Below are 11,607 nucleotides of genomic sequence, written 5' to 3' on the forward strand. Positions count from 1 at the left end.
CTTCTCCTCTGGTGGCGGGGCGGCTCAGTTCAGGACGATGCGGCCGTCGAAGACGCGCTCAGCGGGACCGGTCATGAACAGACGGCTCTCGCAGCCGGCCCACTCGATGTCAAGGTCGCCGCCGCGCAAGTGTACGCTGACCGGGCTTTCCAGCAGCCCCTGGCGGATACCGCTGGCCACCGCGGCGCAGGCGCCGGTGCCACAGGCCAGGGTCTCGCCGCTGCCGCGTTCGTATACCCTCAAGCGTATCTCATGGGCGCAGATGACCTGCATGAAGCCCACGTTGACCCGCCGCGGGAAGCGCGGATGGGCCTCCAGTGCCGGCCCCAGGCGCTCGACGGGGGCCGTATCGACGTCCTCGACCACCAGCACCGCATGGGGGTTGCCCATCGACACCACGGCCACCTCGAGGCGCTCGCCGTTGACTTCCAGCGGGTGGCGCAGGCGGTCCTCGGCGGCGTCGAAGGGCAGCGCTTCGGGGGCGAAGCGCGGCGCGCCCATGTCGACGCAGACCCGGCCATCGTCCTCGACCAGTAGAGTTAGTGGCCCGCCGGCGGTCTCGACATGGATCTCGCGCTTGTGGGTCAGGCGCTGGTCGCGCACGAAGCGGGCGAAGCAGCGGGCGCCGTTGCCGCAGTTCTCCACCTCGCTGCCGTCGGCGTTGTAGATGCGGTAGCGGAAGTCCATCTCCGGGTTCTGCGGCGGCTCCACGACCAGCAGCTGATCGAAGCCGATGCCGAAGCGGCGGTCGGCCAGCCGGCGGATCTCGCGCTCGTCAAGGCGCGCCCGCTGGGTGATCAGGTCGACCACCATGAAGTCGTTGCCCAGTCCCTGCATCTTGGTGAAGTGCAGCAGCATCAGTGCGCCTCCTCGTCGTCGGGCAGCAGGGCCTCGCCGGCCCAGAGCGCTTCCAGCCGCTCGCGGCGGCGCACCAGGTGAGCGGTGTCGCCGGCGACCATCACCTCGGCGGGGCGCGGGCGGCTGTTGTAGTTGGAGGCCATCACGAACCCGTAGGCCCCAGCGGAGCGCACCGCCAGCAGGTCGCCGGCGGCGATGGCGAGCATGCGCTCCTTGCCCAGGAAGTCGCCGGTCTCGCAGACCGGGCCGACTACGTCATAGGTCGCGGTGTCGCGTGGCTGGCGGGTGTCGACCGCCAGGATCGCCTGCCACGCTTGGTAGAGGGCGGGGCGAATCAGGTCGTTCATGCCGGCATCGACGATGGCGAAGTTCTTGGTCTCGCCGGGCTTGAGGTACTCGACGCGGGTCAGCAGTATGCCGGCATTGGCGGCGATGGAGCGGCCCGGCTCGAAGAGCAGGGTCAGGTGTTCGCTGCCTGGCCAGCGCGCGAGTCGCTCGAGCAGGGCGGTGGCGTAGTCGAAGGGCGCCGGCGGTCGTTCGTCCCGGTAGGGCACGCCGAGACCGCCGCCCAGGTCCAGGTGTTGCACCTCAATGCCGCGCTCGCGCAGGCGCTCGAGCAGCGCCAGCAGACGCTCCAGGGCATCGAGGAAGGGCGAGAGCTCGGTGAGCTGGGAGCCGATATGGCAGTCCAGTCCGGTGATGCGCACGTTGGGCAGCGTGGCGGCGAACTGGTAGACGGCCAGCGCCTCATCTACCGGGATGCCGAACTTGTTGTCCTTGAGTCCGGTGGAGATATAGGGGTGGGTGCCGGCGTTCACGTCCGGGTTGACCCGCAGCGACACCGGGGCGATCTTGCCGAGCCGGCCGGCCACGGCGTCGAGGCGCTCGAGTTCGGGGCGCGATTCAACATTGAAACACTTGATGCCTACCTCCAGCGCGCGGGCCATCTCGGCTTCCTGCTTGGCCACGCCGGAGAAGACCACCCTGGCCGGGTCACCGCCAGCGGCCAAGACCCGCTCCAGCTCACCCATCGACACGATATCGAAGCCGGCGCCCATCCGCGCCAGCAGGCCCAGCACCGCCAGGTTGGAATTGGCCTTAACCGCATAGCAGATCAGGTGCGGGTGGCTGCCCAGCGCCTCGCTGTAGGCACGGAAATGGCGTGCCAGCGTCGCCCGGGAATAGACGTAGCAGGGCGTGCCGAACTCGTCGGCGATGCGGGTCAGCGGCACCTCCTCGCCGTAGAGCACGCCGTCGCGGTATTCGAAATGGTCCATGCTAGCTCTCGTCGTCGCGGGCAGTGTCAGCGTCCTGCCGGGGTGCCTCCTCGCCCGGCGCCTGCGGCTGCTCACTGGAAGGTTCGGTGGCCGCCTCGTCGCCGGGCAGGTAGAGCGGCCCCTTCTGGCCGCAGCCGGCCAGGGTCAGGGCTGCCGCCAGGGTCAGGGGAGCGAGGCGTCGCATCAGGCCTGACCCGCCAGGCTTGCCAGGGCGTCGCGGGCGCGCTGGGCTGCGGCCCGCACTTGGTCCGGGGCGGTGCCGCCAATATGGTTGCGTGCGGCCACCGAACCTTCCAGCGTCAACACTTCGAAGACGTCCGCCCCGATGGTTTCGGAGAACTGCTGGAGCTCCTCCAGGCGCATCTCCGAGAGGTCCTTGTTCTCCCTGAGGCCGAAGGCCACGGACTGGCCGACGATCTCGTGGGCATCACGGAAGGCCACGCCGCGGCGCACCAGATAGTCGGCGAGATCGGTGGCGGTGGAAAACCCGCGGCGGGCAGCCTCGGCCATGCGGGCCTTCTTGGATTCGATGGCCGGCGCCATGTCGGCGAAGGCGCGCAGGCAGCCCTTGACGGTCTCCAGGGTATCGAACAGCGGCTCCTTGTCCTCCTGGTTGTCCTTGTTGTAGGCCAGCGGCTGGGACTTCATCAGGGTCAGCAGGCTCATCAGATGACCATAGACGCGGCCGGTCTTGCCGCGCACCAGCTCCGGCACGTCGGGGTTCTTCTTCTGCGGCATGATCGAGGAGCCGGTGCAGAAGCGGTCGGGGAGGTCGATGAAGTCGAACTGGGCGCTGGTCCACAGCACCAGCTCCTCGCTCATCCGCGACAGGTGCATCAGCAGGATACTGGCGAAGGCCGTAAACTCAATGGCGAAGTCGCGGTCGCTGACCGCATCGAGGCTGTTCTCGGCGGGCCGCTCGAAGCCCAGCAGCTCGGCGGTGACGTGACGGTCGATGGGATAGGTGGTGCCGGCCAGTGCGGCGGCGCCGAGCGGCAGCACGTTGACCCGCTTGCGACAGTCGAAAAGGCGCTCGTGGTCGCGGGCGAGCATCTCCTGCCAGGCCAGCAGGTGGTGGCCGAAGGTCACCGGCTGGGCGGTCTGCAGGTGAGTGAAGCCGGGCATGATGGTGTCGGCCTCGCGCTCGGCCAGGGTGATCAGCCCCTCGCGAAGGCGTACCAGCTCGATGGCGATGTCATCGATCTCGTCGCGCAGGAAGAGGCGGATGTCGGTGGCTACCTGGTCGTTGCGCGAGCGGCCGGTATGCAGCTTCTTGCCGGTAGTGCCGATCTTGTCGGTAAGTCGCGCCTCGATGTTCATGTGTACGTCTTCCAGGGCGATCGACCAGGCGAACTCGCCACGCTCGATCTCGCCGCGGATCTCGCCCAGGCCCTCGATGATGGCGTCGCGCTCTACGTCACTGAGTACGTCGACCCGGGCCAGCATGGTGGCATGGGCGATAGAGCCCTGAATGTCATGCAGCGCGAGGCGCTGGTCAAAGTCGACCGAGGCAGTGAAGCGTTCGACAAAGGCATCGGTGGGCTCGCTGAAGCGACCGCCCCAGGACGAGTTGGTGCCGGGATTGGAAGGGCTCATCAGGCTAGACATCCTGCTACAGGGTTGCGGTGGGTGACGGGGACGGGCGCAGCGCTGCCGTGTCGATACTGTCGTCACATGGCGGGAGTGTACCAGAGTCCGTGCGGCTGGCGAGGAGTGGCCGTGTCGAGTCGACGTGGGAAGATGTGATTTTTCCTGCTTGGCGAGGTGCTTTATGATGTCGTTCATCCATACCATCACCGGACACCGCCATGAAGCGTGCCAACGCCTGGCCACCCGGTACGGGAGAACCACGTGCAAGCCATCAATACCCTGCGTATCGCCACCCGCAAGAGTCAACTGGCCATGTGGCAGGCCGAGCACGTTCGTGACCGACTCATGGCCGCCCATCCCGGCCTGAAGGTGGAGCTGGTGGCTATGGCCACCCGCGGCGACAAGATCCTCGACACGCCGCTGGCCAAGGTCGGCGGCAAAGGACTCTTCGTCAAGGAGCTGGAGGAGGCAATGCTCGATGGTCGCGCCGATATCGCCGTGCACTCTATGAAGGACGTGCCCATGCACTTTCCAGAGAGCCTGGGGCTGTCGGTGATCCTTGAGGGGGCTGAGTCTACCGACGCCTTCATCTCCAATCATTACGCCTCGCTGGACGAGCTGCCCGAGGGTGCGCGCATCGGCACCTCGAGCCTGCGTCGTGGCCTGCAGATGCGCGAGGCACGCCCCGACCTCGAGGTGCTGAGCCTGCGTGGCAACGTCCAGACCCGCCTGGGCAAGCTCGACGACGGCGAGTTCGATGCCATCCTGCTGGCTACCTCCGGCCTGCGGCGCCTGGGCCTGGATGACCGTATCACCATGGAACTGCCGCCCGAGGTCTGCCTGCCGGCCTGTGGCCAGGGCGCGCTGGGCATCGAATGTCGCCTGCACGACCCGGAGTTGATCTCGCTGTTGACCCCGCTGGACGATGCGTCCACTGCCACCCGGGTACGCGCCGAGCGGGCCATGAACACCCGGCTGGAGGGAGGCTGCCAGGTACCCATCGGCGGTCATGCGGTGTTCGAGGATGACGGCCAGACACTGTGGTTGCGTGCCCTGGTGGGCAACCCGGACGGCACGCGGGTGCTGCGTGCCGAAGGGCGTGGCTCCATGCATGAGCCGGAGGCCCTGGGGATTCGTGTCGCCGAGGAGCTGCTCGATCAGGGAGCCGGCGATATCCTCGCCGAGGTCTATGGCGCCGGCTGATGGCGGACTGTCCGGTACTGATTTCCCGACCGGGCGAGCGGGCCGGCCCGCTGGCCGCAGCCATCGAGGCGCGCGGCCTGAGTGTCATGCGCTTGGACGTCATGCACCTCGAGGCGTTGCCGGAGGAGCCGGCGACGCGCAGCGCCTGGCTGGACATCGACCACTTCCACAAGGTGGTGGTGGTGAGCCCCTTCGCCGCCGAATGCCTGATCGAGGCGCTGGATCGCTACTGGCCGCAGTTGCCGGTGGGTATCGGCTTCTACGCCGTGGGGGCTTCCACCGCCGCTCTGCTGCACCGGCGCCTGGGAGTTCGCGTCCATGTGCCTTCGCCATCGGGCGGCGAGGACACCAGTGAGGCGCTGCTGCGCCTCGCCTCGCTGCAGGCTCTTGCGGAGCGGCGCGTGCTGCTGGTGGCCGGTGAGGGGGGGCGGGCACTGATCGCCGAGACCCTGGCGGCACGCGGCGCCCGGGTGACGCGATTGGCGGTCTATCGCCGCTGCCTCCTCCCCCCCCCTCCCGCCATGCAGGTACGGCTCGCCGCGGGGGATTATCGGGCACTGGTGGTCAGCAGCGGAGAAATCCTCGAACATCTGGCAAGATGGTGTACAGACGCCGCCTTGAACCAACCGCTAATCGTTTCCAGTAACCGTTTGGCTACACTGGCCGGCAGGCTGGGGTTTCGTTTCCCCGTCGTGGCGTCGGGTGCCACGCCTGCCGCCTTGGCGGTCGCTGTCGCCAGGAGCAGCGCCCCGGAGGAGGCCGATGTCGATCATGATGATCTCGAAAAGGGCTAGCGACAGATGAGCAAGCAACCACACGATCAGGACGAACAGCAAGCGCCCTCCAGCGCGGACGCGGCGAGCTCAGGGGCTCAGGCCGGCAGGCCCGCTGCATCCGGCAGGCGCCGCTCGCGTCGCCATGACAAGGCCGCTGGCAAGGCGGCCACCCAGGCGCCTCAGGCAGCCGGTGAGTCCGGCACCGGGAAGGCGCCTTCCACCGCGGCCGAGCCGCCCGCCAGCCCGGCAAAGGACGACAAGAGCGCGGCGCAAAAGCCCGACACCGAACAGCCCAGCACGAAGAAGCCGGACGCGGAAAGGCCTGGCGAGAGCCAGGCCTCCAGCGCCAAGCCGGCGTCCCCAACGTCCCCGAAGAGTGGCACCGACAAGCCCGCCAGTACCGACAAGACTGACAACAGTAGTACCGGCAAGACCGCCGGTAGCGGTGGCGCCGGCGCGCCCAGACACTCTGCGGGCGATGGTGGCAAGGGCGGCGGCAAGACAGGCATCCTGGCTCTCTTGCTGGTGATTCTGCTGGCTGTCGGCGTAGTGCTGTTCGGCTGGCAGGCCTGGCAGAAGCTCGATGCCCAGCAGCAGCGGCTGTCTTCACTGCCCGGCGACGTGGCCAGCCAGTCGCAGCTCGGCAACCTGCAGGGGCAGCTGAAGAGCGTGAAGAGCGAGCGTCAGGCGGCGCTGGACTCGCTGAACTCGGCCCTCGCCAATCTGCGTAGCGAGTTCACCGACTATCGCAGCAGCATCGACCAGACCCTGGACAAGGTGCTCGACGAGCTCTCCCGTGAACAGAGCACCGACGAGCGCGACTGGTTGCATGCCGAGGCCGCCTATCTGCTGCGCCTGGCCAACCAGCGCTTGCAGCTGGAGCACGATGTCGACGGTGCTGCGGCCCTGTTGCGCAGCGCCGATGCGCGGTTGCGCGAGGCCGACAATCCGGCGCTGATGCCGGTGCGCCGCGAAATCGCCTCCGAGCTGGCCGCGCTGGAATCGGTGCCGCAGGTCGACCGCACCGGCCTCTATCTGTCGCTCAACGCCCTGCAGGAACAGCTCGCCCGCCAGCCGCTTGACCAGGAGGTCAAGCAGATGATGGCCGATACCTCCCTCGAGGAGACCCCGTCGGGCGGCTGGCGAGAACAGCTGGCCCGCTTCGGCGGCGAACTCAAGGAGCTGGTCACCATCCGTCAGCACGATCAGGCCCTCGAGGCGCTGATCACCCCGGAGCAGGAGTCCTACCTGCGCCAGAGTGTGCGGCTGGTGCTCGAGCAGACCCAACTGGCACTGCTCAAGGAGGAGCAGGAACTCTATGAAGCCAGCATCGATAAGGCCCTGAGGCTGATTCGCGGCTACTACGATACCGACGCCGAGGGTGTCCAGTCGGTAATCTCGCGTCTCGAGGAGCTCAAGCAGCGCCGCATCCGTCCCGAGCTGCCAGATATCAGCGGTTCCCAGCAGGCGCTTGCGAACTTCATCGAGCGGCGCTTCGAGCGCCAGGGTGACGGCCAAGGCAATGCTGGCCAGGGAGATGACGCATGAGAAAGCTGATCCTGATCGTGGTCCTGGGCCTGGCGCTCGGGGCGCTGTTCGGCCAGCTGATGATGTCGGTGCCGGGCTACTGGTTGGTGAGGGTAGGCGATACCTCCGTCCAGACTTCCTTCTGGTTCGGCCTGGTGCTGTTGCTGGGCGCTTTCATCGTGCTGCACTTCGGCCTGCAGCTGCTGCTGCGACTCACACATCCGGTGAGTCGCTTCAAAGTGTGGAACAGCCGTGCCCGCAACCGCAACGCCATGAAGCGTACCGTGCGCGGCCTGGTGGCGCTGGCCGAGGGCCGCTGGAAGAAGGCCGAGAAGTCGCTGGTCAAGGCCGCCGACGATTCCAGCACGCCGCTGGTCAACTATCTCTCGGCGGCCCTGGCGGCCCACTACCAAGGGCGCTACGAGCAGGCCGACACCCTGCTCAAGCGGGCCCACCTGAGTACCGAGGGTGCCGATACCGCGGTGGGCATGGTGCAGGCCCAGCTGATGCTTGATCGCCAGCAATATGAGGAGGCGCTGGCGATTCTCACGCGCCTGGACCGCCACTTGCCGAATCATCCCCAGGTACTCAAGCAGCTCAAACAGGCCTACCTCAGCGTCAGCGACTGGGATGGCTTGCGCCGCCTGATGCCCCGGCTCGGGGCACAGCAACTGATTTCCCCCGAGGAGCGTGAGCAGCTCGAGCTGCGTGCCTACCGCGAACTGATCGGCCAGGAGGCGCGCCATCCCGGCGATATCGAGCGGGTCCGCAACCTCTGGGCCGACATGCCCGACCATCTGCGCACCAACACCGATCTGATCGTGCTCTATGCCGAGGCGCTGGTGCGAGGCCACGAGGAGGCTATCGCCGAGCGGCTGCTGCGCCACTCGCTCAAGGAGCACTGGGACAGCCGCTTAGTGCTGCGCTATGGGCTGCTCGACGTGGATGCTCCGCGACAGCTGGTAGTGGCCGAGAAATGGCTGCAGGAGCGGCCCAACGACCCGGACCTATTATTGACCCTGGGCAGACTGTCGCTGCGTAACGCCTACTGGGGCAAGGCCCAGGAGTACTTCGAGGCGAGTCAGCGCCAGCGGCCCAGCGGTGTGGCCTGTGCTGAGCTGGCGCGGCTCTATGCCAACCTGGGCGAGCACCAGAAGAGCCAGCTCTTCTACCGGCAGAGCGTCGAACTGCTCGATAAGTCGCTGCCCTCCCTGCCTCAGCCGAGCAAGGAGTCGCACGAGGAGGAGAAGAGCAAGACGGCCTAAACGCTCGGCCGCGGGGCCAGTCAGTGACTTACTCGCCAAGGGGCGCCTTAAGGCGCCCCTTGTGCTGCCTGGCCGCCTGGCCCAGCTGTCAGGATTCCTCGACGTCGTCGGCGTCGGGGTTGCGATGGTTGGGGTCGGCGATCTCTTGAACACTCCGCTCGGGATCATCCGGGTGGGGCGAGACTTCCTGGCGTTGCCGGCCGCCGGACTCAAGCTCGAGCACCCGCACATTAGCGGCCGGTGAGCGGCCCTGCTTGTCCTCGCCGAAGTAGAGCGTGGTGTGCGGGAAGGGAATCTCGATGCCGGCCTCGTCGAAGCGTAGCTTGACCAGGCGGTTATAGGCACGGCCCACGGCCCATTGGTCGCCAGGCGTGGTCTTGATGACCACGCGGATGTTCACCGAGCTATCGGCCAAGGCCACGACACCGGCCACGGTGAGCGGCTCCAGCAGCTTGTGGCCATGCTCCTCGCTGGCCTTGAGATCCTCGAAGGCCAGCTTGAGCTGCTCGATGGCCTCGTCGATGCTCTCGCGATAGGCGATACCGTATTCGCCGACATGATTGCCGAACTCGCGCATGTAGTTGGAGACGGTGTCGACGCTTGAGAAGGGCACGATGTGGTAGGTGCCGGAGAGGTCGCGGATGCCCACCGAGCGGATGCTGAGCTTCTCGGCGGTGCCGGTGATGCCGCCGACCGTGACGACATCGCCGGTGTTCATGGCATTTTCCACCTGGATGAAGATGCCGGTGATGATGTCCTGCACCAACTTCTGGGCGCCGAAGCCGATAGCCAGGCCCAGCACGCCGGCACCGGCGATCAGCGGGCCGATGTTGATGCCGATCTCGGCGAGCACGATCATTGCGGTCAGGGTGATCAGGGCGATGGCCAGGGCGTTGCGGAACAGTGCCAGCAGGGTCTGGGCCCGGGCTGAGGGCACGCCTCTACCGGTTTCGGGGTTGAGCTTGTGCTCGATCAGGCTGGCCAGTCCCAGCCAGACGCTCACGGCGACCACCAGGATCAGCGACACGCTGATTACCTTGCCGATCAGACCGCGACCCGCCTCGGAGGCGTACCAGGCTGCCAGGTCGAAGGCGCCCCAGACATTCAGCACCATCAGCAGTACCGCAATCAGGATCAGGGTACGGATGACCCGCAGGGCATTGGGCACGTAGCTGTTGAGGCGTGGCTCAAGCAGCGGCAGCTTGCGGCGCAGATCGTCCGAGAGGCGGATGCGTCGGCCGATGGTCTGGGTCAGCAGACTCGAGACCAGCAGGCCTACGACTACCGTGGCGATGGTCTTGATGGTGGCGAAGAGCACGAAGGGCAGGGCATCCGCCGGGCGGGTCAGCACCAGCACCAGCACCATCAAGAAGTAGGCCAGGGCGAACAGATGCCAGGTACGGGCGAACAGCTGCAGCGAGACCCGACTGGCCGCCATGGTAGCGTTATTCGCCTTGCGGTTGAGGGCATCGCGCAGGCGAACCCGGTTGCGTAGCACCACGACGACCGCGTAGATAAAGGCGCCGACCATGATCAGGGTGCCGATGCTCTGGCCCAGGGTCGGCGACAGGTAGACGTTGACCAGCGGCACTACCACCATCAGGCCATAGCCCACCAGCCCGATCAGGCGGGCGATCCAGCGGTTCCAGTAGCCGGCATCCGCAGCATTCACCGGCAGCAGGCGCAGTCCCTCGTAGCGCGACGAGAAGAGCATGCGCACGGCCGCCTTGAGCAGCTCGATCACCAGGAAGGCGTTGAGGAACAGCGAGGCGCGGGTCGATAACTCACCGGTTTCGCCGACGGCGAAGGTGGCGACGAGGTTGCCCCCCACGTAGGCTAGCGCTACCACCGCCACATCGATCACCGCTGCCAGGGCGACGCAGAGTACCAGCCTCAGCACCGGGGTCAGCCCCTGGCCATTGAGTGACCACTGGCTGATGCGCGTGAACAGCGGCCGGGCCAGACGGCGGATGGCCACGAACAGCACGAAGGTCGCCAGTATCACCAGCCCGAGATTGATGGCGGCACTGGTGAAGGCGGCCATGTCGAAACGGCTGGTCGCCTCGGCACTGCCGGTGAATAGCCCTCGGATGGCTTCTGCCACACGGGTCAGCTGGCTGCCGACATCACCGACGATGCGGCTGGTGAGCTCTGCCAACTGGCGAGGCAGCGAAGGCTCGGTGGCGACGCCGGTCTCGGCTGTCGCCGCTGGCGAGGCGGCGACATCTCCCGCCAGGCCGCGCAGCTGGTCGATCAGCTGCTGGCGTGTCTGTTCGTTCTCGAGCAGGTCGGCCAGGGTGTCATAGGCCGGCGGTTGGCGGCCGGTGTCGGCTTGCTGGGCCTGTACCGGGGCGGCAAATGCCGCCAAGGCGATCAGCAGCCAGCCGAGGATGGCAGGAAGGGCTCGCATTGGGTTCACGCTGTGACCTCCGTCTGTAGGTGTGTTGGCGATGTGTGGTGACAGGGTTGCAATCGTTTATCAGCATGATACGGATATTGTGCCGCGGCCACGACCCGCCGATCATGAGCGGATTTAATGTACAGTAATTGTACATTATACCGATCCTGTCCCAGGATACTCTTTGGCAGCGACCCCAGGGTCACTGCCCCTGCAAGGCAAGCATGCGATACTCTTGGCCACTCTAACCGGGTGGCTTTTTTTGGCGCTTGTCGCCACCCTCCCGGGAGCTTTCTTGTGACGCCTGGAGAGTGGATGAACATCGACCCGCTGATGCTGCTGGCCGTGGCCGGTGGTGGGGGGCTTGGCGGCATGGCGCGTCTGGCAGTGGGCAACCTCGTAGCCCGTTACCTGGGAGCTAGCTTTCCTTGGGGAACCCTGTCGGTCAATCTGAGCGGTGCGCTGCTGATGGGCCTGGTGGCCGGAGGGCTGGGTCTGCCTGATAACGAGGCAGATCCCGCCTGGTCGCTGTTAGCCATCGGACTGCTGGGGGGGTATACCACCGTCTCCACCTTCAGCCTGCAGACCCTGACGTTCTGGCAGCAGCGGCGCGGTGTCGCGGTTCTGAGCTACGTCGCCTTGACCCTGGGGGTTGGGCTCTCGGCGCTGCTGTAAGCACGTCAGAGTATGCAGGCTGAAGTTGGAGGCGGTGG

At 66.5% G+C, this 11,607-nt stretch carries 9 protein-coding genes and 1 pseudogene; 5 read left to right on the top strand and 5 right to left on the bottom strand.

The features are described from left to right. Window positions 1–24: 24 nt before the first annotated feature. From dapF to argH, 4 genes and pseudogenes are all read right to left on the bottom strand, one after another. Window positions 25–858, bottom strand: coding sequence for a diaminopimelate epimerase (gene dapF, locus DFO68_RS09475; protein ID WP_133483421.1), 834 nt, complete (start codon window positions 856–858; stop codon window positions 25–27). Beyond that, window positions 858–2,135 carry a diaminopimelate decarboxylase gene (gene lysA / locus DFO68_RS09480; RefSeq protein ID WP_133483422.1) on the bottom strand — a complete coding sequence of 426 codons (1,278 nt, stop codon included), beginning with the start codon at window positions 2,133–2,135 and terminating at the stop codon, window positions 858–860. The genes dapF and lysA overlap by 1 nt, the downstream gene beginning before the upstream one ends. Window positions 2,136–2,205: 70 nt before the next feature. Continuing rightward, window positions 2,206–2,319: pseudogene (lptM, locus tag DFO68_RS15820) on the bottom strand (LPS translocon maturation chaperone LptM); the annotation flags it as partial. After that, window positions 2,319–3,731 (bottom strand): argininosuccinate lyase, encoded by a 1,413-nt coding sequence (gene argH / locus DFO68_RS09490; protein ID WP_373190352.1) that lies wholly within the window; start codon window positions 3,729–3,731, stop codon window positions 2,319–2,321. The gene argH and the pseudogene lptM, both read right to left, overlap by 1 nt. A 255-nt stretch (window positions 3,732–3,986) precedes the next feature. Between argH and hemC the strand changes: the two genes are divergently transcribed. From hemC to DFO68_RS09510, 4 genes are read left to right on the top strand one after another with little or no spacing between them, the layout of a single operon-like run. Next, window positions 3,987–4,928, top strand: a complete 942-nt coding sequence (gene hemC / locus DFO68_RS09495; RefSeq protein ID WP_133483425.1) for a hydroxymethylbilane synthase — start codon at window positions 3,987–3,989, stop codon at window positions 4,926–4,928. Further along, entirely contained in the window at window positions 4,928–5,722 is a 795-nt protein-coding gene (locus tag DFO68_RS09500) for a uroporphyrinogen-III synthase (protein WP_133483426.1), read from the top strand. The genes hemC and DFO68_RS09500 overlap by 1 nt, the downstream gene beginning before the upstream one ends. A 6-nt stretch (window positions 5,723–5,728) precedes the next feature. Next, on the top strand, window positions 5,729–7,252 hold the full coding sequence (locus DFO68_RS09505) for a uroporphyrinogen-III C-methyltransferase (protein ID WP_133483427.1): 1,524 nt from the start codon (window positions 5,729–5,731) through the stop codon (window positions 7,250–7,252). Continuing rightward, the gene (locus DFO68_RS09510) at window positions 7,249–8,496 is read left to right on the top strand and encodes a heme biosynthesis HemY N-terminal domain-containing protein (protein WP_133483428.1); all 1,248 of its coding nucleotides are present in this window, start codon (window positions 7,249–7,251) and stop codon (window positions 8,494–8,496) included. Before DFO68_RS09505 ends, DFO68_RS09510 begins: the two co-directional genes overlap by 4 nt. Window positions 8,497–8,584: 88 nt before the next feature. Here DFO68_RS09510 and ybiO read toward each other — a convergent pair whose 3' ends face one another. Beyond that, on the bottom strand, window positions 8,585–10,906 hold the full coding sequence (gene ybiO / locus DFO68_RS09515) for a mechanosensitive channel protein (protein ID WP_373190359.1): 2,322 nt from the start codon (window positions 10,904–10,906) through the stop codon (window positions 8,585–8,587). 303 nt (window positions 10,907–11,209) lie between these two features. On the opposite strand from ybiO, the gene DFO68_RS09520 reads away from it, so the two are divergent. Then, the gene (locus DFO68_RS09520) at window positions 11,210–11,569 is read left to right on the top strand and encodes a fluoride efflux transporter FluC (protein WP_133483430.1); all 360 of its coding nucleotides are present in this window, start codon (window positions 11,210–11,212) and stop codon (window positions 11,567–11,569) included. Window positions 11,570–11,607: the final 38 nt, after the last annotated feature.

It is taken from the genome of Halomonas ventosae, from assembly GCF_004361885.1.
GTDB classification, from domain to species: Bacteria; Pseudomonadota; Gammaproteobacteria; order Pseudomonadales; family Halomonadaceae; genus Halomonas; species Halomonas ventosae_C.

Coding starts and splice junctions, on each gene's coding strand:
- argH (WP_373190352.1), bottom strand. CDS start 3,731: ATGAGCCCTTCCAATCCCGGCACCAACTCGTCCTGGGGCGGTCGCTTC.
- ybiO (WP_373190359.1), bottom strand. CDS start 10,906: ATGCGAGCCCTTCCTGCCATCCTCGGCTGGCTGCTGATCGCCTTGGCG.
- lysA (WP_133483422.1), bottom strand. CDS start 2,135: ATGGACCATTTCGAATACCGCGACGGCGTGCTCTACGGCGAGGAGGTG.
- DFO68_RS09510 (WP_133483428.1), top strand. CDS start 7,249: ATGAGAAAGCTGATCCTGATCGTGGTCCTGGGCCTGGCGCTCGGGGCG.
- DFO68_RS09520 (WP_133483430.1), top strand. CDS start 11,210: ATGAACATCGACCCGCTGATGCTGCTGGCCGTGGCCGGTGGTGGGGGG.
- dapF (WP_133483421.1), bottom strand. CDS start 858: ATGCTGCTGCACTTCACCAAGATGCAGGGACTGGGCAACGACTTCATG.
- DFO68_RS09505 (WP_133483427.1), top strand. CDS start 5,729: ATGAGCAAGCAACCACACGATCAGGACGAACAGCAAGCGCCCTCCAGC.
- DFO68_RS09500 (WP_133483426.1), top strand. CDS start 4,928: ATGGCGGACTGTCCGGTACTGATTTCCCGACCGGGCGAGCGGGCCGGC.